Origin of the sequence: Janthinobacterium saanense, from assembly GCF_014200675.1 — a bacterium.
Classification (GTDB): domain Bacteria; phylum Pseudomonadota; class Gammaproteobacteria; order Burkholderiales; family Burkholderiaceae_D; genus Janthinobacterium.
In genome coordinates, this window is record NZ_JACHCI010000011.1 from 169,872 (window position 1) to 192,885 (window position 23,014).

26 protein-coding genes are annotated in these 23,014 nt (G+C 57.8%); 6 read left to right on the top strand and 20 right to left on the bottom strand.

Going from position 1 to position 23,014, the window contains the following annotated elements; all coding sequences use genetic code 11:
* Positions 1 to 139: 139 nt before the first annotated feature.
* Positions 140 to 1,765 (bottom strand): methyl-accepting chemotaxis protein, encoded by a 1,626-nt coding sequence (locus tag HDE72_RS16330; RefSeq protein ID WP_311735237.1) that lies wholly within the window; start codon positions 1,763 to 1,765, stop codon positions 140 to 142.
* A gap of 415 nt (positions 1,766 to 2,180) precedes the next feature.
* Here HDE72_RS16330 and HDE72_RS16335 point away from each other — a divergent pair, with 415 nt between their 5' ends.
* Positions 2,181 to 2,567 carry an acyl-CoA thioesterase gene (locus HDE72_RS16335; RefSeq protein WP_183742793.1) on the top strand — a complete coding sequence of 129 codons (387 nt, stop codon included), beginning with the start codon at positions 2,181 to 2,183 and terminating at the stop codon, positions 2,565 to 2,567.
* A gap of 11 nt (positions 2,568 to 2,578) precedes the next feature.
* On the opposite strand, the gene HDE72_RS16340 is transcribed toward HDE72_RS16335, so the two are convergent.
* From HDE72_RS16340 to HDE72_RS16380, 9 genes are all read right to left on the bottom strand, one after another.
* Positions 2,579 to 3,412 (bottom strand): aldo/keto reductase, encoded by an 834-nt coding sequence (locus HDE72_RS16340; protein ID WP_183742795.1) that lies wholly within the window; start codon positions 3,410 to 3,412, stop codon positions 2,579 to 2,581.
* 100 nt (positions 3,413 to 3,512) lie between these two features.
* Positions 3,513 to 4,445, bottom strand: coding sequence for a CysB family HTH-type transcriptional regulator (locus HDE72_RS16345; protein ID WP_183742797.1), 933 nt, complete (start codon positions 4,443 to 4,445; stop codon positions 3,513 to 3,515).
* A gap of 41 nt (positions 4,446 to 4,486) precedes the next feature.
* Positions 4,487 to 5,560 (bottom strand): sulfate/molybdate ABC transporter ATP-binding protein, encoded by a 1,074-nt coding sequence (locus HDE72_RS16350; RefSeq protein ID WP_183742799.1) that lies wholly within the window; start codon positions 5,558 to 5,560, stop codon positions 4,487 to 4,489.
* Between the two features lie 2 nt (positions 5,561 to 5,562).
* Positions 5,563 to 6,489 carry a sulfate ABC transporter permease subunit CysW gene (gene cysW, locus HDE72_RS16355; RefSeq protein WP_260176743.1) on the bottom strand — a complete coding sequence of 309 codons (927 nt, stop codon included), beginning with the start codon at positions 6,487 to 6,489 and terminating at the stop codon, positions 5,563 to 5,565.
* Positions 6,486 to 7,340 carry a sulfate ABC transporter permease subunit CysT gene (gene cysT / locus HDE72_RS16360; RefSeq protein WP_260176744.1) on the bottom strand — a complete coding sequence of 285 codons (855 nt, stop codon included), beginning with the start codon at positions 7,338 to 7,340 and terminating at the stop codon, positions 6,486 to 6,488. The genes cysW and cysT overlap by 4 nt, the downstream gene beginning before the upstream one ends.
* Before the next feature lie 193 nt (positions 7,341 to 7,533).
* Positions 7,534 to 8,172: a peroxiredoxin gene (locus HDE72_RS16365; RefSeq protein WP_183742801.1), complete on the bottom strand. Its 639-nt coding sequence runs from the start codon at positions 8,170 to 8,172 to the stop codon at positions 7,534 to 7,536.
* A gap of 45 nt (positions 8,173 to 8,217) precedes the next feature.
* Complete coding sequence (locus HDE72_RS16370) at positions 8,218 to 8,784, bottom strand: RBBP9/YdeN family alpha/beta hydrolase (protein WP_183742803.1); 567 nt, start codon at positions 8,782 to 8,784, stop codon at positions 8,218 to 8,220.
* A 65-nt stretch (positions 8,785 to 8,849) separates the two neighbouring features.
* Complete coding sequence (locus HDE72_RS16375; protein WP_311735236.1) at positions 8,850 to 9,854, bottom strand: sulfate ABC transporter substrate-binding protein; 1,005 nt, start codon at positions 9,852 to 9,854, stop codon at positions 8,850 to 8,852.
* Positions 9,855 to 9,999: 145 nt separating this feature from the next.
* Positions 10,000 to 10,383 (bottom strand): diacylglycerol kinase, encoded by a 384-nt coding sequence (locus tag HDE72_RS16380; protein ID WP_183742805.1) that lies wholly within the window; start codon positions 10,381 to 10,383, stop codon positions 10,000 to 10,002.
* A gap of 152 nt (positions 10,384 to 10,535) precedes the next feature.
* Between HDE72_RS16380 and HDE72_RS16385 the strand changes: the two genes are divergently transcribed.
* Complete coding sequence (locus HDE72_RS16385) at positions 10,536 to 11,315, top strand: IclR family transcriptional regulator (protein WP_183742807.1); 780 nt, start codon at positions 10,536 to 10,538, stop codon at positions 11,313 to 11,315.
* An 11-nt stretch (positions 11,316 to 11,326) separates the two neighbouring features.
* Here the strand turns inward: HDE72_RS16385 and pbpG are convergent, their stop codons facing one another.
* The 3 genes from pbpG to HDE72_RS16400 all read right to left on the bottom strand — a co-directional run bounded on the left by pbpG (position 11,327) and on the right by HDE72_RS16400 (position 14,266).
* On the bottom strand, positions 11,327 to 12,412 hold the full coding sequence (pbpG, locus tag HDE72_RS16390) for a D-alanyl-D-alanine endopeptidase (protein WP_183742809.1): 1,086 nt from the start codon (positions 12,410 to 12,412) through the stop codon (positions 11,327 to 11,329).
* Between the two features lie 186 nt (positions 12,413 to 12,598).
* Positions 12,599 to 13,312, bottom strand: coding sequence for a nitroreductase (locus HDE72_RS16395; protein WP_183742811.1), 714 nt, complete (start codon positions 13,310 to 13,312; stop codon positions 12,599 to 12,601).
* 42 nt (positions 13,313 to 13,354) lie between these two features.
* Positions 13,355 to 14,266 carry a DMT family transporter gene (locus tag HDE72_RS16400; RefSeq protein ID WP_183742814.1) on the bottom strand — a complete coding sequence of 304 codons (912 nt, stop codon included), beginning with the start codon at positions 14,264 to 14,266 and terminating at the stop codon, positions 13,355 to 13,357.
* Between the two features lie 354 nt (positions 14,267 to 14,620).
* Here HDE72_RS16400 and HDE72_RS16405 point away from each other — a divergent pair, with 354 nt between their 5' ends.
* Entirely contained in the window at positions 14,621 to 15,187 is a 567-nt protein-coding gene (locus HDE72_RS16405; protein ID WP_183742816.1) for a phasin family protein, read from the top strand.
* Between the two features lie 133 nt (positions 15,188 to 15,320).
* Here HDE72_RS16405 and HDE72_RS16410 read toward each other — a convergent pair whose 3' ends face one another.
* The 6 genes from HDE72_RS16410 to HDE72_RS16435 form a co-directional block, all read right to left on the bottom strand.
* The gene (locus HDE72_RS16410) at positions 15,321 to 16,043 is read right to left on the bottom strand and encodes an ABC transporter ATP-binding protein (protein ID WP_183742818.1); all 723 of its coding nucleotides are present in this window, start codon (positions 16,041 to 16,043) and stop codon (positions 15,321 to 15,323) included.
* Positions 16,040 to 16,813 (bottom strand): ABC transporter ATP-binding protein, encoded by a 774-nt coding sequence (locus tag HDE72_RS16415; protein WP_183742820.1) that lies wholly within the window; start codon positions 16,811 to 16,813, stop codon positions 16,040 to 16,042. The genes HDE72_RS16410 and HDE72_RS16415 overlap by 4 nt, the downstream gene beginning before the upstream one ends.
* A gap of 26 nt (positions 16,814 to 16,839) precedes the next feature.
* Positions 16,840 to 18,051, bottom strand: a complete 1,212-nt coding sequence (locus tag HDE72_RS16420; protein ID WP_183742822.1) for an ABC transporter permease subunit — start codon at positions 18,049 to 18,051, stop codon at positions 16,840 to 16,842.
* A 20-nt stretch (positions 18,052 to 18,071) separates the two neighbouring features.
* Positions 18,072 to 19,001, bottom strand: a complete 930-nt coding sequence (locus HDE72_RS16425) for a branched-chain amino acid ABC transporter permease (RefSeq protein WP_183742824.1) — start codon at positions 18,999 to 19,001, stop codon at positions 18,072 to 18,074.
* Positions 19,002 to 19,287: 286 nt separating this feature from the next.
* Complete coding sequence (gene ispH / locus HDE72_RS16430) at positions 19,288 to 20,235, bottom strand: 4-hydroxy-3-methylbut-2-enyl diphosphate reductase (RefSeq protein ID WP_183742826.1); 948 nt, start codon at positions 20,233 to 20,235, stop codon at positions 19,288 to 19,290.
* An 11-nt stretch (positions 20,236 to 20,246) separates the two neighbouring features.
* Positions 20,247 to 20,702, bottom strand: a complete 456-nt coding sequence (locus HDE72_RS16435) for an FKBP-type peptidyl-prolyl cis-trans isomerase (protein ID WP_183742827.1) — start codon at positions 20,700 to 20,702, stop codon at positions 20,247 to 20,249.
* A gap of 109 nt (positions 20,703 to 20,811) precedes the next feature.
* Here HDE72_RS16435 and radC point away from each other — a divergent pair, with 109 nt between their 5' ends.
* The 3 genes from radC (at position 20,812) to rpmG (ending at position 22,160) form a co-directional block, all read left to right on the top strand.
* A complete protein-coding gene (gene radC / locus HDE72_RS16440) occupies positions 20,812 to 21,486 on the top strand; it encodes a RadC family protein (RefSeq protein ID WP_183742828.1) in 675 nt (224 codons plus the stop codon).
* 247 nt (positions 21,487 to 21,733) lie between these two features.
* Positions 21,734 to 21,970 (top strand): 50S ribosomal protein L28, encoded by a 237-nt coding sequence (rpmB, locus tag HDE72_RS16445; protein ID WP_026637479.1) that lies wholly within the window; start codon positions 21,734 to 21,736, stop codon positions 21,968 to 21,970.
* Positions 21,971 to 21,992: 22 nt separating this feature from the next.
* Complete coding sequence (gene rpmG, locus HDE72_RS16450) at positions 21,993 to 22,160, top strand: 50S ribosomal protein L33 (RefSeq protein WP_183675580.1); 168 nt, start codon at positions 21,993 to 21,995, stop codon at positions 22,158 to 22,160.
* 176 nt (positions 22,161 to 22,336) lie between these two features.
* Here rpmG and HDE72_RS16455 read toward each other — a convergent pair.
* The coding region (locus tag HDE72_RS16455; RefSeq protein WP_260176746.1) for a group II intron maturase-specific domain-containing protein at positions 22,337 to 23,014 on the bottom strand (678 nt) is incomplete at its 5' end.

Below are 23,014 nucleotides of genomic sequence, written 5' to 3' on the forward strand. Positions count from 1 at the left end.
CTCCGATGCTCACTGTGCATGCGCACAGCTCCGCTTCTCAGCCACAACTCTCATCCGCTCGCTACGGTTCTGCCAGGCGTTACTAACTTAAAAAGCCCGGAACGCAGATCGCGTTACCGGGCTTTTTTATGTCCGGCGATTAGCCGACTGCCAGCAGCTTTCGCTGCATCCCAGGACGTACGGCAGCAGCCGCTTTTGCCGGCGACCTGCCTTGCGCCGGTCCCTGCTCCAGCTTGAAGGCACGCACCACCTGCGCCAGCAGATCGGCCTGCTCACGCATGCTTTGCGTGGCCGCCGCAGCTTGCTCGACCAGCGCCGCATTTTGCTGCGTGACAGCGTCCATTTGCGTGATCGCCTGGTTGACTTGCGCAATGCCGGTACTTTGCTCGGCGCTGGCGGCAGCGATCTCGCTCATGATGGCGGCCACCTGTCCCACGGCGCCAACAATACCATCCATCGTTTGCCCCGCCTCATCGACCAGCTTGCCACCGGCTTCAACGGTATCGACCGAACGGCCGATCAATTCCTTGATTTCGCGCGCCGCCGTGGCCGAACGCTGCGCCAGGTTGCGCACTTCGGTGGCCACCACCGCGAAACCGCGCCCCTGCTCGCCTGCCCGCGCCGCTTCCACCGCCGCGTTCAAGGCCAGGATATTGGTCTGGAAGGCAATGCCATCGATCACGCCGATGATGTCGGCGATCTTGCCCGAGCTTTCACGGATCGAACTCATGGTGCCGACCACCTGGCTGACTACCTGGCCGCCTTTCAGCGCGAAGTCGGAAGCCGCCACCACCAGCTGATTGGCTTGCCGTGCATGCTCGGCATTCTGTTGCACGGCGGACGTCAATTGTTCCATCGACGAGGCGGTTTCTTCCAGGCTGGCCGCCTGCTGTTCAGTGCGGCTGGACAAATCCAGATTGCCCGCAGCAATTTCGGCTGAGGCGGTGGCGATCGTTTCGGTACCGGAGCGCACCTGGCCAACAGTATGGACCAGGCTGTCATTCATTTGCATCAGCGCGCGCAGCAACTGGCCGGTTTCATCACGCGTGCTGCAATCGATCTTGCTGGTCAGATCGCCATCGGCAACCGCCTGCGCCAGCCTGACCGCATTGCGCATCGGCGTGGTAATGCTGACCGTGATGCGCCAGACAAACAAGGCAACCGCAAGGCCGGCGATCACCGTCAGCAGCAAGGTCATGATCAAGGTATCGCGATAAGACTCGCTCGCTTCCCGGTTGGCCCGCTCCACGGCAAGGCCCTGGTATTTGACCAGGTCGATCAAGGTATGCATATAAATGACTTGCTGCTTGCGCACCTTGTCGAGCAGATAGGCCAGCGCTTCTTCGCGTCGGCCCTGTTCGGCCGATATTTTCAAAAAGCCGCTTTGCACGATCTGATAGTTGGCGCGCGCAGCGATCACCGTCTGGTACAAGGCCTGGCTTTTCGGATCGGTATCGTCGGCAATCAGTTTTTCCAGCGTCTGCAAACGGGCGCTGACAGCCTCCCGCGTCTCTTCGATCAAGGCCAGTTCACGCTTGAGTGTCACGGCATCGGTCGCCAGCATGGCATTGCGCATCGCCAGTGCTACCTCGTTGACGCCGCCGATGATTTCATACGCCTGTATCACCTTGGGCACCTTGTCGGTCGCCAGGTCGTCCGTATCCTCATTGAGCTTGCCGAGGTTATGCATCGCAAACCCTGAAATCACAATCATGAACACCAGCCCCAGCGCCAATCCGGCACTGAGCCGGGTACCAATTTTCAAGTTCCCTATCCGCATCTGCCGCCCTCCGGTATAAAAGTGTGTATGGCTGACCGATCGGCCACGATACGGTCATTCGTGCAGCGGTAGCCGCCAACTGCCGCTGCCACTGCAGCGCCTGGCGGGAACCGGATGACCATCTTTTATTCTAGGGAGCTGGCAATCGGGCAGCTTGATCTGTTCGACCTTATGCCTATTTTCTTTCCTTTTAGAAATTAAACACGGCAAACGTACACCGTAGCGGCGATGGCTCTGCGCTGTGGCGCACCTCCTGTCGCGTTACAACTGATTACATTGCTTACAGAGATGAAAGACTCAAAGAATTTCGCCAACCCAGCTGCTCCAGTACCATGCGTGGCAGGAGGCAGGCCATCGCTGCCATCAGATATCACGATCATTACCATTTCAGGATACCTACATGTTTTCAAAGAATTATGATGTCGAACCCAGCCATATCGACTTCCAGGGCGTTGTCGACGGTCTGTATTATCCGTTTTACATGGAATGGACACGGCATGCCTTCATGAAAGAAGCATTGGGCATCGATATGGAAGAGGCGTTCAAGCAGGGAGAGGTCTATATGCTGCTTGAATATTCGCTGCGCTTCCGTAAAAGCCTGAAGCAAGGCGATCGCCTGGAGGTGACGTGCCAGCTGGAAAAGAGTGAAAAACGCAATCGCGTCAATTTCGTGCAGCAGATCAAAGTGGGCGACGTGACTTACGCAGAAGCCACGTTTGTCGCCACCTGCCTCGTCAATGGCCGCCCTTCGATGCCAGACGCCGTGGTGAAGGCGCTGGCACTGTAAATCAGAAGGTCTTAGCGCTCATCATTCGTATCGGGATGAGCGCCCTGGCGATGCTCGCCATCGAGCAGCGCCAGCGCCGCCAGGTCATCCGCATCGAGCGCAAAATCAAACACTTGCAGGTTTTGCCGCATGCGTAACGGGTCCTGCGATTTCGGAATTGCCACCAGCCCATGCTGCACATGCCAGCGCAGCAGGATTTGCGCAGCCGAGCGGCCGTGTTTTTGCGCCAGGCGCAGCACCGAGGCGTCCTGCAGCAGGGCGCCGCGTCCCAGCGGACTCCACGACTCGATCACGATGCCTTGCTGCGCGTGCCAGGCCCGCAAATCGGCTTGCGTAAAGTCAGGATGCAGCTCGATCTGATTCACGGCCGGCAACACACCGGTTTCCGATTGCAAACGCTCGATATGCGCGGGCTGGAAGTTCGACACGCCTATCGAACGGATGCGCCCTTCCTCGCGCAGCCGGACAAAGGCGCGCCATGTGTCCACATACAAATCGCGCATCGGCAGCGGCCAGTGGACCAGATACAGGTCCAGGTAATCGGTGCCCAGGTCGGCCAAAGTGGCGTCAAACGCGCGCAAGGTGCTGTCATAGCCATGTTCACTACCGCGCAGCTTGCTGGTGATTTGCACTTCGGCACGCGGCAAGCCACTGGCCGCGATACCGCGCCCCACGCCCACCTCATTGCCATAGCGGGCCGCCGTATCGATCAAACGGTAGCCAGAGCCCAGCGCCGTCTGCACGGCTGTCTCGGCTTGACCATCGTCGAGCGGCCAGGTGCCAAAGCCTATCTGCGCGATGCGCTGGCCGTCGTTGAGTGTCAAATGGGGTATGGTGTCAGTCATGATGATCCTTTGCTGGGTGAGGAAGGGAACGATCATCATAGCGTCTGTGGACGCTGGCCAGCGCTACGCATGCCCGGCTGCCGCCGGGCTGCCTGGATGCTTACAGCGGTTCTTCGCCGCTCATGGCGCGGTCGATGTCTTCGCGCGTCAGGTCCGGCGCCAGTTGCAAAATAAACTCGTAGGCGTAGGAGCGCAGGTAGGCGCCGCGGCGCACGGCCAAACGCGTGGTGTTGGTGGCGAACAAATGCGACGCTTCCACCGCGCGCAAGCCTTTGTCGCGGCCATGATCGAAAGCCATCGAAGCGACGATGCCGACGCCCAGGCCCAGCGCTACATATTGCTTGATGACATCGGAATCCATGGCCGTCAGGATGATGTCGGTAGCCACGCCCGCCTTGGCGAACGCGTCATCGATATGGCCGCGCCCTGTAAAGCCCTTGTCGTAGGTGATCAGCGGATATTTGGCCAGGTCTTCCAGGCGGATCGGCGAGTTATCGAGCAATGGATGGCCGTCCGGCACGACAATCAAATGGCTCCAGCGGTAGCAAGGGAAGGACACCAGGTCAGGGAACTGGCTCAGGCCTTCCGTGGCGATACCGATGTCCGTCTTGCCCGACAGAACCCATTCGGCGATATGCTCGGGCGCGCTCTGCTGCAGCGCGATACGCACATCGGGAAAGGCAGCGCGAAAACCCTGCACCACTTTGGGCAGCGCATAACGCGCCTGCGTGTGGGTCGCCGCCACCGATAAGGTACCGCTGGTCTGGCCGCTGTATTCCAGGCTGGCCTGCTGCAGGTTTTCCGCTTCGATCAAGAGGCGGTCGACGATCTTCAGGATACCCTTGCCCGGTTCCGTCAAGCCCGTCAGCCGCTTGCCATTGCGCTCGAAAATGACGACGCCCAGCTCGTCTTCGAGTTCGCGGATCTGCCGGCTCACGCCAGGCTGCGACGTAAACAGCGCGTTGGCCACCTCGGTCAGATTGTAGCCGCGGCGCGCTGCCTCGCGTATCGAGCGCAATTGTTGAAAATTCATAGTATTCCAGTCTCAGTTTCTTGGGTGATGCACTCAGTGATTCAAATCTTTGCCGTGGGCTCAACGAACACGCGCAGGCGTTTCGGGCGCACGACCAGGGTTTCGCCCTCTTTCAGTTGCAGATGGCTGTAGCGCTCGTTCGACATCACCGCTTCGATCAGCTCGCTGTTATCGACACGCTGCAAGTCCAGCTGGGCCAGCGGACCAATCGCATGGGCACGGCTCAACTTGACGACGATGCCTTCCGCGCCTTGCGTGTAGCGGTCGATTTCCAGATCGTGCGGACGCACATAGGCCGTGCCCTTGCTGTCGCTCACATTGGCGTAATCGGGCACCTCGAAGCTGGCGTCGCCGGTGGCCATCACGCCGTCATGCACGCGGCCATGGAACAGGTTGACGTTGCCCAGGAAGCCGTACACAAAGGGCGAAGCCGGGTGGTTGTAGACTTGCTCGGGCGAACCGAGCTGTTCGACGGTACCCTTGTTCATCAGCACTACCTGGTCGGCCACTTCCAGCGCCTCTTCCTGGTCATGCGTGACGAAAATACTGGTCACGTGCAGATCATCGTGCAGGCGGCGCAGCCAGCGGCGCAATTCCTTGCGCACCTTGGCGTCGAGCGCGCCGAACGGTTCATCGAGCAGCAGCACGCGGGGCTCGACGGCCAGGGCACGGGCCAGCGCGATACGCTGGCGCTGTCCGCCCGACAGTTGCGGCGGATAACGGTCGGCCAGCCAGTCCAGCTGCACCAGTTCCAGCAAATCCTTGACCTTGCGGCGGATTTTATCTTCCGACGGACGCTCGCTGCGCGACTTCACGCGCAAGCCAAAAGCCACGTTTTCAAATACGGTCATGTGCTTGAACAGCGCATAGTGTTGGAAGACAAAACCCACCTGGCGCTCGCGCACATGGCGCGCCGACGCATCTTCGGAGTCGAGCAGCACCTGGCCGCTGTCCGGGTGTTCCAGACCGGCAATAATACGCAGCAAGGTGGTCTTGCCGCAACCCGATGGGCCCAGCAAGGCCGTCAGTTCACCGGCAGGGAAATCGAGCGAGATATTGTCGAGAGCGACGAAATCGCCGAAACGCTTGTGGATGTTGTTAACTGCTATCGTCATGATCAGTGCTCCGTAGAACGTAAGGCGGAATCGTCGGCGTGGTTCTCGTTCAAACGCCACTCAATAAAGGCTTTCAGGGCCAGGGTCACCAGGGCCAGCAAGGCCAGCAGCGAGGCGACGGCAAACGCGGCCGAGAAGTTGTACTCGTTGTACAGAATCTCTACCTGCAGCGGCATGGTGTTGGTTTCGCCACGGATATGGCCAGACACCACCGATACCGCGCCGAACTCGCCCATGGCGCGCGCATTGCACAGGATCACGCCATACAGCAGGCCCCACTTGATATTTGGCAAGGTGACGCGGCGGAAGGTATTCCAGCCCGAGGCGCCCAGCACGATGGCAGCCTCTTCCTCTTCGCTGCCTTGCGACTGCATCAGCGGGATCAATTCACGCGCCACGAACGGGAACGTAATAAAAATCGTCGCCAGCACGATGCCGGGCACGGCAAACAATATCTTGATGTCATGTTCCTGCAGCCACGGGCCGAACCAGCCTTGGGCGCCAAACATCAGCACATAGATCAGGCCGGAAATCACGGGCGAAACGGAGAACGGCAAGTCGATCAGGGTCAGCAAGATGCTCTTGCCACGAAACTCGAACTTGGCGATACACCAAGACGCAGCCACGCCAAACACCAGGTTCAAGGGTACGGCAATCGCCGCCGTGATCAGGGTCAGCTTGATGGCGGATATCGCATCCGGATCGATGATGGCGGCGATATATGCTTGCCAGCCCTTTTTGAACGCTTCGGCAAACACGGCCACCAGGGGCACGAACAGGAAGACCGTCAGGAACAGCAAGGCAATCGTGATCAGGACCGTGCGCACCCACAGCGGTTCAAGCACGACTGGGCCGGCCCTGGACGCGATGCGGCGTGTTCGCGGCAGCGCATCTTCTACGGTGGCAACAGCAGAGACATTGGTACTCATGTTTTCTTGGCCTTTCCGCGCGTCCACGCTTGCAGCAGGTTAATCGTCAACAGCAGCAGGAAGGACACGACCAGCATCACCACGGCAATCGCGGTGGCGCCGGCATAATCGTATTGTTCCAGCTTGGTAATAATGAACAGCGGCGTGATTTCCGACACCATCGGCATATTGCCGGCGATAAAGATCACGGAACCGTACTCGCCCGTGGCACGCGCAAAGGCCAGCGCAAAACCCGTCAGCAAGGATGGCAAAATCGTCGGGAAAATCACGCGCAGAAACGTTTGCAGGGAATTGGCGCCCAGGCTGGCAGCGGCTTCTTCCAGCTCTTTTTCCGCGTCTTCCAGCACCGGTTGCACGGTGCGCACGACAAAGGGCAGACCGATGAAGGTCAGCGCGACCACCACGCCCAGCGGGGTGAACGCCACCTTGATGCCCAGCACGCCTTCGAGGAACTGGCCAAACCAGCCATTCGAGGAATACAGCGCCGTCAAGGTGATGCCGGCCACGGCCGTCGGCAAGGCGAAGGGCAAGTCGACCAGGGCGTCGATGATGCGCTTGCCCGGGAATTTGTAACGCACCAGTACCCAGGCCAGGATGCCGCCAAAGATGACGTTCAAAAAAGCGGCGATCAGCGAAGCGCCGAAGGTCAAGCGGTAGGAGGCCATCACGCGGTCGGAAGTGACGGCGGCAACGAAACCATCCCAGGTCATCGTAAATGTTTTCAGGAACGCCGCCGAGAGCGGAATCAGGACGATCAGCGCCAGGTAAAAGATGGTAAAGCCAAGGGACAGCTTAAAACCCGGCATGACCCGAAATGGCGCGCCTCGCGCCTTGATCGGTGCTGCAGACATAAAATCCTCTCCTGGTTTGGTCTTGTTATTACATTTTCGAGTAACAGGGCGCCATATTCACATGCGGCTGTTATAAAAAGAACTAACAATTTCTCATTTGCTTAGATTAGAAATGCATACTTGGCGGCATAAAGCGCAGGGACGAAAAAAAACGCACCGGTGAAGGTGCGTTTGGGCTGAGGCGATACCGGTATTATTTATTCGGCTGCGGCGTCAAACGCAAGTAGGGCTTGGCGGCCGTATAGCCTTTCGGATATTTCTGCTTGATCACTTCCGGGTCTTGCACAGGCAATGGAATGATGACGTCGTCGCCATCTTGCCAGTTGCCGGGCGTGGCCACGGTGTAGCCGTCGGTCAATTGCAGCGCATCGATCACGCGCAGGATTTCATTGAAGTTACGACCAGTACTCAGTGGATACGTGAGGATCAGGCGTACTTTCTTGTTCGGGTCGACGATGAAGACGGAGCGCACGGTGGCGGTCACGGATTGTTCCGGGTGGATCATGTCATACAGCACAGACACTTTCTTGTCGACGTCGGCAATGATGGGGAAACCCACCACGGTGTGTTGCGTCTCTTCGATATCCTTGATCCACTGCTGGTGCGATTCGGCGGCATCGACGGACAAGGCGATGGCTTTGACATTGCGCTTGTCGAATTCCGGCTTCAGCTTGGCCGTCAGGCCCAGTTCCGTGGTGCAGACAGGCGTAAAGTCAGCCGGGTGGGAAAACAGCACCACCCAGGAATTGCCAGCCCACTCGTGAAACTTGAGTTTGCCGATGGAGCTGTCTTGTTCAAAATCGGGGGCAACGTCGCCCAGGCGTAAGGTCATCGTGATCTCCTTGAGGGTTATGGCTATTCATAGTGTGCCAGGCATTCAGGCTGCCTGACGATGGCGGCGGTCTGCTTGCGCCAGGTCAAATAAGGTCTGCAATTGCGCCTGGCCATATACCCAGTCACCAAGTCTGGACTCGGCATTGATATGGCCCAGGGCGCCGCCATCAATATACTTGCAATTCCAGCGCCGCGCCCACTGCGCTGCATGTTCAGAGCTCATCCACGGATCAGTCTGGCTGGCGATCAAAATACCGGGACAAGGCAAACGCTTGTGCGGCAAGGCCTTGGCCACGCCGAACTTGTCGGGATCGGCCGGCCCCACCAGCAACACGCCGGCCACGCCCTCTCCATCGCGCGCCAGGCTGTGGGCGGTGGTCAGGCAGCCGAAGCTGTGGGCCACGATCAGGGTCGGACGCGAGTCTTGCCGCCGCACCTGGTCCAGGCGCGCCGACCAGGCTGCCAGGTCCGGCGTTTCCCAGTCATCCTGCTCGACCCGCTCGAATTGCGGATACAGGCGCTGCCAGCGGCTTTGCCAATGCTCGGGCCCGCTGTTATGCAAGCCCGGCACGATCAAGACCCGGTAATCCGAAAAGCTGCGCAGCGCCATGATGGTTTCCTTCAATCAGTATGTTCTGGCAAGCGTCAGCGCTTGCCATCGAATATGACCCCGTCTTATTTCGGTTGGTAGATCTGGTCAAAGATGCCGCCATCGGCAAAGTGCGCTTTTTGCGCGGCAGTCCAGCCGCCCGCCACTTGCTCGATGGTGAACAGGTTCACCTTGGCAAACTGGTTCGCGTATTTCTTGGCTGCTTTTTCGGTGGCAGGACGGTAATAGTTCTTGGCGATGATGTCTTGCGCTTCATCCGTGTACAGATAGTTCAGGTAAGCCTCGGCCACCTTGCGCGTACCGTGCTTGTCGGCAAACTTGTCGACCACGGCCACCGGTGGTTCAGCCAGGATGCTGACGGACGGCGTGATGATGTCGAACTTGGTCGGACCCAGTTCCTTGACGGCCAGGTAAGCTTCGTTTTCCCAGGCGATCAGCACGTCGCCGATGCCGCGTTCCACAAAGGTAGTGGTGGCGCCGCGCGCACCGGAGTCGAGCACCGGCACGTTTTTATACAGTTTGCCGAGGAATTCCTTGGCCTTGGCTTCGTTGCCGCCCGGTTGGCGCAAAGCATAACCCCAGGCTGCCAGATGATTCCAGCGGGCGCCGCCCGAGGTTTTCGGATTCGGCGTGATGACGGACACCCCCGGCTTGATCAGATCATTCCAGTCCTTGATGCCTTTCGGGTTGCCCTTGCGCACCAGAAACACGATGGTCGAAGTGTATGGCGAGCTATTGTGCGCCAGTTTCTTTTGCCAGTCGGGGGCCAGCAATTTGTGATCGGCCAGCGCATCGATGTCGTAGGCCAGGGCCAGGGTCACCACGTCCGCTTCCAGGCCGTCGATCACGGCGCGCGCCTGCTTGCCCGAACCACCGTGCGACTGTTTGATCTTGACGTTGTCGCCCGTCTTGGCTTTCCATTCCTTGGCAAACGCCGTGTTCACATCCTGGTACAGCTCGCGTGTTGGATCGTACGAGACGTTGAGCAGGGTGATATCGGCAGCTTGTGCGGTTTGCAAGAGCGCAAACGCGCTGATGGCAGCAGCCATGATGATTTTTTTCGACAGCATCTAAGATCCCCGTGTGGTTGAACTTTCAGAACCACCAGATTACGGCGCATCGCTAAGAAAGAGAACGAAGCGTTTCGGCATTTTATATGCGATTTACGCATATGGCTGGCGCACAAAGGGAGTTTGCGACGTTATCGAAAAGATTTTAATAATAGCGGTTGAACAAGACCACGGCCCAGGTGGCGAACGCCAGCAGGCAAGTCAGCAGTACAGCCGCGCTGCCGAAATCCTTGGCGTTCTTGGACAGCGGATGGCGTTCCAGAGAAATACGGTCGACCACCGCTTCCAGCGCGGAATTGATTAATTCCACGATCAGCACCAGCAGCAGCACGCCGATCAGCACCAGTTTCTCGAAGGCAGAAATGCCCAGCAGCAGCGCGATCACCGTGCCGGCGACAAACAGCCCCAGCTCCTGGCGGAACGCATGTTCATGGCGCCAGGCCGACTTCAAGCCGTCCAGCGAATAGCAGAAGGCGGAAAAGATACGCTTCAAGCCACTTTTACTCTTGAATTCATTGACTGGTTGCATGGTATTTGTAGTTTTCCATTTTCCGTGTGGCGGACATTATGCATGGCAAGCATGGAGTGTGGCAGTTTTTGCTTACTCATCTCGCAAGGTTGCACTATTTTTTCACATTATGGTATAAATATGCATGAATACTGCATTGCACCAAATCCATCATGAAAATTGAGCCCGTCGCACCCCAGAAGACGACGATCCAGGTCATCGAACGCATGGTCGCCCTGCTCGACGCCCTGGCAAAATATTCAGACCCGGTCAGCTTGAAGGAATTATCCAAGGTATCGGGCCTGCACCCGTCAACGGCGCACCGCATCCTGAACGATATGGTGCTGACGCGTTTTGTCGACCGCATCGAACCGGGCACGTATCGCCTGGGCATGCGCCTGCTGGAATTGGGCAATGTGGTAAAAAGCCGCCTCAGCGTGCGCGAAGCGGCGCTGGACTTCATGCGCCAGTTGCATAAAAAGACCCAGCAAACGATTAACTTGTCGGTGCGCCAGGGCGATGAAATCGTCTACATCGACCGGGCCTTTTCCGAGCGTTCGGGCATGCAGGTGGTGCGCGCCATCGGCGGACGCGGCCCGCTGCACCTGACCTCGACAGGCAAGCTCTTCCTGTCCGTCGATGAACCGAAAGCCATCCGCGCCTACGCCACGCGCACGGGCCTGGCCGGACACAACAAGAATTCCATCACGGATTTGCACAAGCTGGAACGCGAACTGAGTTTGGTGCGCGAAAACGGTTATGCGCGCGATAATGAAGAGCTGGAACTGGGTGTGCGCTGCATGGCGGCCGGCATCCGCGACGACTCAGGCAAGCTGATCGCAGGCCTGTCGATTTCCGCCCCGGCCGACCGCTTGCAGGATGAGTGGCTGGAAGACCTGGTGGATACAGCCCACCAGATTTCCGTCACTCTGGGATTTATTCCTCACGACTAAGCGGCTCGCCCTTAGCCGCCAGGCAAGCTCATATTGATGTTGGCGGGTTTCAGGGCTTCCAGCCATTTGCGCATGCGGCCTGCATCGGCCGTACGCGACTGTTTCCCTTTGGAATCAAGAAAAACCATGATCACGGAGCGGCCTTCGATCACCGCCTGCATCATCAAACAGCGCCCTGCTTCGTTAATGAAACCCGTTTTCTGCAAGCCGATTTCCCAGCCGGGATTGGCCACCAGATGATTGGTGTTGCCAAACTGCATGGGGTGGCCGCTGGCTTCGACGATGGCTTTCGGATCGGTAGAGTATTGGCGCAGCAAGGGTTGCTGGAAGGCAGCCATGGCCAGCTTGGCCAGATCATGCGCGCTGGCCACGTTCATCTTTGACAAACCGCTGGAATCGACATAATGCGTATCCATCATGCCCAGCTGGCGTGCTTTGGCGTTCATGGCGTCGACAAAAGCGGGCAAGCCGCCCGGATAATTGCGGCCCAGCGCAGAAGCGGCGCGGTTTTCCGAACTCATCAGGGCGATGTGCAGCATATTGGCGCGTGTCAATTGCGAGCCGACCTTCAGGCGTGAACTGCTGAACTTGGCGCGGTCGACATCGTCATCCGTCACCGTCAGCACTTCATCCATGTCCTGATGGGCTTCGACTACCACCAGGCCCGTCATCATCTTGGTGATGGAGGCTATCGGCAGGGCCACATTGGAATTCTTTTCAAACAGCACTTCCGCATTGGCCTGGTCCAGCACCAGCGCCACGCTGGACTTCAAGTCCAGCGGATCGCGCGTCAGGTTCAAGCCCGCCAGGTCGCCCATGGTGGGGATCGGTGCGGCCATCGCTACGGCGGCGCTGCTGACTTTTTGATACACGACCTTGCGCTTGCCATGCACGGTGATCACGCGGCGCACGGTTTTTTCACGCGGTGCGGCAGCCGTGCTGTGTGCGCCCTTGCGCAGCACGACTTTGACTTTCTTGGGTTGTTTCTTGGAAACTGAGGATTTGCTGTTCGCGTCCTTGGCGTACACGACCGCAGCCGGCGCCAGCGCAAACAGCAGGGACGCCAATACTCCCAGAGCAAGTTTAAACTTAGCCATTCAATAATTCCCCATGAAGCTGTTGCATTATTGCAGTGTAGCGAAATGTAGAGTAATCGCAAGCCAATTTAACAGTTGAAACAGTATTAATTGCGTTGATGGAATAAAAATCGTTGGTGATGAGCAAACAGGCTCATCCTTAGACAGCGGTTTTCTTGTGCAAACCGCTGGATTTTCTCTTCTTTTTTATTCTTCGAAGAATTTAACAAAGCCAGGCAAGGCCTCGCGTTCCGTGGTCAAACGGTTCTCCACCTTGGCTGGATCGGCATAACCCAAGGCCATGCCGCAGACCACCATTTCACTGGCAGGGATGTTTAGCTCATCGCTGATGATGTCGTGGTAATGAATGAAAGCCGCTTGCGGGCAGGTGTCGAGACCACGGGCGCGGGCGGCCAGCATGATGTTTTGCAAGAACATGCCGTAATCGAGCCAGGAGCCCTGCTCGAGCACCCGGTCGATTGTAAAGATCAAGCCGACGGGCGCGTCGAAAAACTGGAAATTGCGCCCGTGCTGGGCTGCCATGCCGGCCGTGTCGCCCCGCTCCAGCCCCAGCAGCTGATACAGGTCCAGGCCGATCTTGCGGCGGCGTTCGATAAACGGCGCCGTCCACTGGCGCGGGTAATAGGTATAGGAAGCCGTGCGCGCCGGGGCTTCAGCCTCTTTCGGTGCAGCATAGGCCGCCAGGATGCGGCGCGACAAACGCTGGCGCGCCTCGCCAGACACCACATAGACTTTCCAGGGCTGCATATTGGCGCCCGAAGGCGCACGCGCCGCCACTTCCAGGAGGCGCTCCAGGTCGGCGCGTGGCACCGCATCCGGTAAAAAGGCGCGGATCGAGCGGCGCGACAAAATGGCTGCATCAACAAAGTGCTGCTGTTCTGGTGTTTGCTTGTTTTCCAACTGACTCTCCTGCTTTATTTACTATTTGATATTTTCTATTTGCTACTTCTTGACAACAAAAATCACACCGACCACGGCCACCAGCATGCCGGCGACGCCCAGCATATTAAACGCTTCGCCAAACATCAACCAAGCCATCACGGCCGTCGTTGGTGGCGTCAGGTACAGCAAACCAGTCACTTTGGTAGCGTCGCTGCGGCGTATCAGCGCAAACAGCAGAAAGATGGCGCCTATCGACAGCACCAGCACCGACCACAGCAAGGCGCCGATAAAGTTGGCCGTCCATTGCACCTGGCTGAAATGCCAATCCAGCCCTTCGACATACCAGGCGAATGGCAGCACGACGATGATCGAGGCGCTAAATTGCACCACGGTGCCGGTACGCAAGTCAAAGTGGGGACAATGGCGCTTTTGATACATGGTGCCGGCCGTCATCGACAGCAAGGCAAATACGCACAGCAGCAGACTTTCCGCCGTCAATCCCACCAGATTGATCTTGGCGTACACCACCAGGGCCACGCCCAGCAAGCCGAAAGCCAGGCCCAGCCATTGACGCGGACGCACCGATTCGCCGATCAAGGGCGCGGCGCAAGCCGTCAATACCGGCTGCATGCCCACGATCAAGGCGCTCAAGCCGGCCGGCATGCCCAGCTTGATGGCGCACCACACGCCAGCCAGGTAACCGGCCTGCATCAATACACCGGCCACGGCGATCTGGCGGAACTTTCCAACCGGCCAGGGCGCGCGCAAGACCAGCACCAGCGGCAGCAAAATCACCAGGACACCCAGAAAACGCAGCAGCAAAAAGGTCAGCGGCGGTGCATATGGCAAGCCGAACTTGGCGACGATAAAGCCTGTGCTCCATAACAAGACGAAGAAAGCGGGCAAGGCCATGGGCGCCAAGGTGGCAGGAAAAGACGTGCTGGCGCCAGCGGCAGTGGGAGGTAGGGACATGGCTACAATTCAAGAAGGTGCGCTGCACCAGCGCGTGGCGCCAGTGTGGGAAACAAAGTCTAGCATGCGAGGCTGCGCCTGCCCTCAAGTCCGGCCTGCCGGGATAGTTTTTCAGTAAATAATGTACAACATGGAATCAAATATTTTTCTTTAGAAACAAGGCTTTTGATGCAAATCTATTCAATTGTTGCATCGCACAAAATTCGCTTGACTTAACTTTTTTAAACCGTAGAATAGGGTTTGTTGCGTTGCACAATTCTTGTTCAGCTTGAAATTCAGAAGCCTCTGCTTTCCAACCGGTCCCCGGTCTACGCAGCATCTAATTAACCAGATTTTAATATTTTGGAGATTTACATGTTTTCAATCCCTGAGCAGTTTTCGTCCGCTACCAAAGCCAACCTGGAAGCCCAATTCAACCTGTTCTCGTCGCTGACGGGCAAGGCCTTCGAAGGTATCGAAAAAATCATCGAACTGAACCTGACGGCAGCCAAAGCTACCCTGGAAGAAACGACTGCCGCCACCAAGCAATTGCTGGCAGCCAAAGATCCACAAGAATTTTTCTCGCTGAGCGCCGCTCAAGCCCAGCCTAGCGCTGAAAAAGCCATCGCTTACGGCCGTCACCTGGCAGCGATCACGTCCGGCACCCAGGCTGAGTTCAGCAAGGCTGCTGAATCGCAAATAGCCGAAACGAACCGCAAAGTCATCTCGCTGGTCGAAGAAGTCAGCAAAAACGCGCCAGCCGGCTCGGAAAACGCTGTCGCCATCTTCAAAACCGCGATCGGCAACGCCAACGCAGGCTACGAGCAATTCTCGAAAACCAGCAAGCAAGCTGTTGAAACCATCGAAGCCAACCTGGCATCGGCCGTGAACCAGTTCACGCAAGCTGCTGAAAAAGTCGTGCCACGCGCAGCCAGCAAGTAATTGTTAGTACGGACCGTCCTTGACGGTCCCGCAAGCCTCCTCCTGGCATCCTTCCGTACTCCCCCACGGATGCCATTATGCCCCGGTCCCGCCGGGGCATTTTTTATGGGCCGCCTGGTTTATTTGCCCCGTTTTATTCGCCCAGATAGGCTGCCTTGATCCTGGGATCATCGAGCATGTCGGCCGCGTTGCCTGTCATGGTGATCAAGCCGGTGTCCATCACATAAGCCCGATGCGCCGCCTGCAAGGCCAGACGGGCATTCTGTTCGACCAGCAAGATGGTGATGCCCTCGCTCGATACCTTGCGTATCACTTCGAAGATTTTCTCGACCATGATGGGCGACAAGCCCATCGATGGCTCGTCGAGCAGCAGCAAGGTCGGGTGGCACATCAGCGCGCGCGCCATGGCCAGCATCTGCTGCTCGCCGCCCGACAGGGTGCCGGCCATCTGCGCCGCCCTTTCTTTCAGGCGGGGAAACACGCTGAACCACTTGTCGATATCGGCCTCGATACCGGCCTTGTCCGAACGCGTATAGGCGCCCATCATCAGGTTTTCCCGGATCGACATGCGTGTAAATACGCCCCGCCCTTCCGGCACCATCGCCAGCCGCCGTTCCACCAGCTGGAAGGACTGGCTGCCCTTGAGCGGCTGCCCCAGATAAGTAATCGTGCCGTCCACCTTGCAGGCCGGCAAAGTGCCAGTAATCGCTTTCAGCGTAGTCGTCTTGCCGGCGCCATTCGCGCCGATCAGGGCGATCAGTTCGCCCTGATTGACTTCCAGGTCGACGCCCTTGACGGCCTTGATGCCGCCGTAGGCGACTGTCAGGCCGGCGACCTTGAGTACGGTGTTGCTCATGCGTGCGATCCTCCCAGGTAAGCTTCGATCACGGCCTGGTTTTCTTGTATCTCGGCCGGCAAGCCTTCAGCGATGCGCTTGCCATATTCCAGCACGGTGATGCGGTCGCACAGCCCCATCATCAGTTTCACGTCATGTTCGATCAAGAGCACGGTCTTGCCTTCCGCCTTGATTTTTACCAGCAACTCGCGCAGGGCCAGTTTCTCCGTGGCATTCATGCCGGCTGCCGGTTCATCCAGGGCCAGCAAGACGGGATCGGTGGCCAGCGCGCGCGCAATTTCCAGGCGCCGCTGGTCGCCATACGACAAAAAGCGCGCGGTGCGGTTGGCAAAGCGGGCGATGCCGACAAAGTCCAGCAATTCCATGGCGCGCTGGCGTATCGCCGCCTCTTCCTGGCGCGCCGCCTTGTGCCGAAAGACGGCGCCGAACACGCCCTGGTGCGACCGCACGTGGCGCCCCACCATCACGTTTTCCAGCGCCGTCATGTCGCCGAACAAGCGGATATTCTGGAAGGTGCGGGCGATGCCCGCCTTGGCCACCTTGTGCGGCGCCGAGGGCGAATAGGGCTTGCCGGCCAGTTCAAAGGTGCCCGTATCGGGCTGGTACAAACCCGTGATGACGTTGAAGAAAGTCGTCTTGCCGGCGCCATTCGGGCCGATCAAGCCATAGATCTGGCCTTGCCGGATCGTAATACCCACGTCGGTCAACGCCTGTAGGCCGCCGAAGCGCTTGTTCACGCCGGCAATATTGAGAATGATCTGTTCGCTCACTGTTATATGCTCCATGATCGTCAGGTCTATACCACGCCTGTAGCTTGATTCGGCTGGTCGACGTCGTGGTCGGGCCTGTCTTCGCTCTTCGGCGACGGCCACAAGCCGGCCGGACGGGTAAGCATGATCACCACCATGGCCAGGCCGTACAGCAACTGGCGCAACACTTCCGCGTCGATGATGACCTCGCCGAACAGCGCTTGCTGGGCCGGCTCGACCACGTGGCGCAGCACTTCAGGAATCGAGGCCAGGATCACGCCGCCCAGAATCACGCCCGGGATATGGCCGATGCCACCCAGTACTACCATCGCCAGCACGGCGATCGATTCGGTCAAACTAAACGATTCCGGCGCCACAAACCCCTGGAAGGAGGCAAACATGGCGCCCGCCACGCCGCCAAACGAAGCGCCCATGGAAAACGCCAGCAGTTTCACGTTGCGCGTGTTGATGCCCATGGCCTTGGCGGCGATCTCGTCTTCGCGGATGGCCACCCAGGCGCGGCCCAGGCGCGAATGCTGCAAACGGCTGGTGACAAACACGATGGCAACACACAACAACAGGAACAGGAAGTAATAGGCATTGACGGATGGCATGGAAAAACCACCGAGCATCACCGTGCTGTTGCTGCCCGCCTCGCCGGCCAGGTTGACGCCGAAGATGCGGATCGGGTCTATCATATTGATGCCCTGCGCGCCGTTCGTGAAATTGATGGGCTCATTCAGATTGCCCATGAAAATACGGATGATCTCGCCAAAACCCAGAGTCACGATGGCCAGGTAGTCGCCGCGCAACTTCAAGGTGGGCGCGCCCAGCAAGGCGCCGAACAGGCCGGCCAGGGCCGCGGCCAGCGGCACGATGGCCCAGACCGACAAGTGGATGCCGTTCTCGCGGATTTCCGGTCCCAGCACATGCACCAGGAAATTGCCCAATCCCGGGTACTCGTTGACCACCGATTCGAGCAGGATGGCAAACTGGGGCGAGGCCAGCAAGCCCGTCAGGTAGGCGCCCACCGCATAAAACGCGATGTAGCCCAGGTCAAGCAAGCCGGCAAAGCCCACCACGATGTTCAGGCCCAGGGCCAGCATGATGTAGAGCAATGCCATGTCGACGATGCGCACCCAGGAATTGCCGAACTGGGCGGCAAAGAAGGGAAAGACCATCAGCAAGGCGGCCAGGCCCAGCATGCCCAGATAGGCTTTGGTGGGATTTTTTTTGACGTCGAAATCGAGTAATGCCATGTTCAGCTCCAGGAATGACGTCAGGCGCGGTCGGCCACGCGTTCGCCCATGATGCCGGACGGACGCAGGGTCAACACGATGATCAGTACGATGAAGGCGAAGATATCCTGGTAATTACTACCGAGGAAGCCGCCCGTGGCATACGCGATATAGCCGGCGCCCAGGCTCTCTATGAGTCCCAGCAAGATACCGCCCAGCATCGCGCCATAGATATTGCCGATACCGCCCAGCACCGCCGCGCAAAAAGCTTTCAAGCCGGGCAACGCGCCCATGGAAAACTTGATCGACGCATAATTGGCGCCCCACATCACACCAGCCACGGCGGCCAGTGCGGCGCCGATGGCAAACGTGGCGACGATGACTTTATTGGAATCGACGCCCATCAAGCCGGCCACGCGGGGATTTTCTGCCGTGGCCCGCATGGCGCGGCCCATCTTGGTTTTCTCTACCAGCAAGACCAGCGAGCCCATGGAAATGGCGGCCAGGGCCAGCAGCAATACTTGTGTCTGCGAAATGACGGCGCCGCCTATATGCAGCGGATCGGTCGACAGCAGTTGCGGAAATGGCAGCGGATTGCGCGTCCAGATCATCATGGCGAAGGTTTGCAGCAGGATCGATACGCCGATGGCGGTAATCAAGGGCGCCAGGCGCGGTGCATTGCGCAAACGGCGGTAGGCGACCCGCTCGATGAGGATATTGACGAGGATACAGACGGGGATGGCGCCGAGGATGGCGGTGGCCAGCTTCAGGTAGCCAGGCCAGTCGGGCACATAGATGCCCAGCAGCTTCAAGATGGTCAAGCCCACCATGGCGCCTATCATCAAGACGTCGCCGTGGGCGAAGTTAATCAAGTTCAACACGCCATATACCATCGTGTAACCGAGGGCGATCAAGGCATACATGCTGCCCAGCACTAAACCGTTGATGATTTGCTGGATAAAGATATCCATGGTCAGATTGCCCTATCAAATATACATTTTTCGGGAACAACATCTACGCAGCGCTCATCGCAGATACAAAAACGGCACTGGAGGAAAGCTTCCTTCAGTGCCGATTTCAATCATTCTCACCAGGACGGTGCAACGCACCAGAAATGGGCGTTTGCAACCTTAGTCAGAACAGCAATGAACTCAAGCGTTGGCAATCATAACGGTCTTTTTGAAAAACTAAACTTGGAATAAATTATTTATTTTCGAATTAAATTTGGTTTCCAGGCAGATTTTTATGCTCGACAAATCAAGCGACTTCGCGTTTGATACCGTCCAGGCCCTTGGGCATGGGAAAGGTCACCGCTTCCTGCACACCGTCGAGCGGACGCACGCTCTTCACGCCACATTCCTTCAAACGGTCGATCACGGCTTGCACCAGCACTTCGGGCGCCGAGGCGCCAGCCGTCACGCCCACTCTTATTTTGCCTTCCAGCCAGGCTGGATCGATCTGCGAGGCGTTATCCACCATATATGCTGGCGTGCCCATTTTTTCCGCCACTTCGCGCAGACGGTTCGAGTTCGAACTGTTTGGACTGCCAACCACGACCACCAGTTCCACTTGCGGCGCCATGAATTTCACGGCTTCCTGGCGATTGGTGGTGGCGTAGCAAATATCACCCTTTTTCGGCTCGGTGATATTCGGATATTTCTCTTTTAAGGCGGCAATAATGTCGCGCGTGTCGTCAACTGACAACGTTGTCTGCGAAACATAGGCCAGGCTGTCGGGATTGCCGACCTGCAGCTTCGCCACATCGTCCAGCGTTTCCACCAGATGCATGCCCATGTCTGCCTGGCCCATCGTGCCTTCCACCTCAGGATGGCCATCGTGGCCGATCATGATGATCTCGCGGCCTTCGCGGCGCATCTTTGCCACTTCCATATGCACTTTGGTGACCAGCGGGCAAGTCGCATCAAAAATGCTCAGGCCACGCGATTCCGCTTCGGCCCGTACGGCTTTCGACACGCCATGTGCGGAAAACACCAGGGTATTGCCAGCTGGCACGTCGTCGAGCTCATCGATGAAGATCGCGCCCTTGTTGCGTAAATCTGCCACCACATAGGCGTTGTGCACGATTTCGTGGCGCACATAGATGGGCGCGCCAAATTGGGTCAAGGCGCGCTCGACGATTTCAATCGCCCGGTCGACACCGGCACAAAAGCCACGCGGCTGGGCCAATAACAGTTCTTTGTCCATCGTTCTGCTCCTTACAGCACGGAAATCAGTTTGACTTCGAAACGCAGCGGCTGGCCCGCCAACGGGTGATTAAAGTCGAACAGGGCGGTATCTTCGCGCATCTCGCGCAATACGCCGGCAAAGCGGCCGCCGCCCGGCGCGGCGAAGTCGACCAGGTCGCCGATCTTGTAATCAGCGCCCGGCACCGAGTTTTCATCGAGGGTGGCGCGCGACACCGATTGCACCAGTTCGGGATTGCGGTCACCGAAGCCTTCGCCGGCAGCCAGTTCAAACGTCTTGTGCGTGCCTTCAGGCAAGCCCAGCAAACGCTGCTCCAGGAACGGCGCCAGCTGGCCCTGTCCCAGCATCAAGGTGGCAGGATTTCCGTTAAAGGTCGTGACAATATCAGTACCGTCCACCGTGGCAAGACGATAATGCAGAGTGAGGTAAGCCGCTTCGGTGACGATTGCTGGTTGCGCGTTGGACATAGTATGTTTTCAGGTAACTGGTGCAAAACGATATTGTAAGCCACACTGGCCGCGCCTGCCCCATGGCATCGTCAAACAAGTCCGGACCCGTACAAAACAGGAGAGCAGCATGGCAATCAAGGATTGGCCAGCCAGTGAACGGCCGCGCGAGCGCCTGATACAGGATGGGGCGCACTCGCTGTCGGATGCAGAATTGCTGGCCGTGTTCCTGCGCACTGGCGTGCGGGGCAAGAGCGCGGTGGAACTGGCGCGCGATACGGTCGAGCATTTCGGTTCGCTGCGGGGCCTGTTTGGCGCCAGCCTGGTGAGTTTTTCCGCCGTGCATGGCATGGGCAGCGCCAAGTACGCCCAGTTGCAAGCGGTGCTGGAGCTGGCGCGGCGCGCCATCGTGGAAGATTTACAGACGGGCCAGGCCTTGAATACGCCGGGTTCAGTCAAGGATTATCTGCGCCTGCTCCTGAGCGGCCTGCAGCACGAATCGTTTGTCGTGTTGTTTCTGGACGTCAAGAACCGTTTGATCACGACCCAGGAAATGTTTCGCGGCACCCTTACCCATACCAGTGTCTACCCGCGTGAAGTGGTCAAGCAAGCCCTGCTACACAACGCCGCCAGCATCATGCTGGCGCACAACCACCCGTCTGGCGTGTCCGACCCCAGTGAATCGGACTTGCTGCTGACGCGCATACTGACACAGGCGCTGTCGCTGGTAGAGGTACGTATCCTCGACCATTTCATTATCGCTGGGCAAAAAGTGCATTCCTTCTCCGAACACGGCCAACTCTAGGCGCTTTGCGGCTTTGCGCCAGTTAACCATGTGTAAACAAGGACATAGGCGCACAAGCTGAGGCGATGCCCTAGCAGTAAACCAGGAAGTTTACAAGTTTCCCCCATCTAAAACCTTTGGATTTGAATAATGTTAAATTAATTCAAAACAACAAGACACAATTGTTTTTCGCAAGTCATTGATAAAGCTGCTTTTTTTGGATATACTCTCGTTTTTCCAATTGTGGAATGTCTTTAAGGAGTGCGCCATGGCACGTGTTTGCCAAGTCACTGGGAAGAAGCCGATGGTCGGCAACAATGTTTCCCATGCAAACAACAAAACCAAACGTCGTTTTTTGCCTAACTTGCAAAATCGTCGTATTTTTGTTGAATCTGAAAACCGCTGGGTCTCCCTGCGTTTGTCCAACGCCGGTCTGCGCGTCATCGATAAAGTCGGCATCGACGCCGTATTGACCGATATGCGCGCTCGTGGCGAAAAAGTCTAATTAGCAGAATAAGGGAGCTATCATGGCAAAATCAGGCCGCGACAAAATCAAGTTAGAATCGACCGCCGGTACGGGTCACTTCTACACGACCACCAAAAACAAGCGTACTACGCCTGCGAAAATTGAGATCATGAAGTTCGATCCTAAAGCACGCAAGCACGTAACGTACAAAGAAACCAAAATCAAGTAATTGATATTGTGTTCTCTGATGAAAGAGCCGCTCTGATGAGCGGTTTTTTTTCGTCCCGAGTTTCCCATGCAACACTGAAAAGTGGCAGAATCGGCATAGGGGACAGCCGTGAAGGCCGCTCCCCTGCCACACCACCCGGCATGCGGGTCCGCACCGGGCGGTTCGAGTAGTTGAGGTCAAGACAGGCGCGGTACACCCAATCGGTCGAAATAGCTGATCGTCATCACCGTTTTCAGCAACCCGTCGCTATTTCGCCACCAGCAACGGCTGTTCGCCGCCACGCGTTTTGCCACTGATGGCGCAGCACCAAGTTTCAGCAATTCCCGATACATGGTGCTGCCACGCTTCCAGTGCTTGAGCGCGATAGCTCGCAGCCTGTGACGCAGCCATTCATCGAGTTTGCGCCAAACCTTTGGCGTTTGCGCCAACTGGAAATACCCCTTCCATCCCAGCATATACGCACGAAGTCGCTCCACCACTTGCACCATGCTGCGCCCGCCGGAGCGGCGGGTCAGTTCACGGATGCGCTGTTTGAACGTGCTCAGCGCCTTGTCGGCCACCTTGCGCTTTACTTCGCGCCCTGGCCCCACCCACAGGCTGTAACCGAGGAACTTGCGGCCGAAGACGCTGGCCACTGCGCTCTTGCCTTCGTTGACCACCAGGTGCAACTTGGCATAGCAGCGCCGCAGCAGCCCCATCACCCGATGGCCCGCACGCACGCTGCGAACATACACATTCGCATCGTCTGCGTAGCGCGCGAAGCGATGGCCGCGCCGTTCCAACTCCTGGTCCACTTCATCGAGCATCACATTCGCCAGCAGAGGACTGAGGGGACCGCCTTGCGGCGTTCCTTC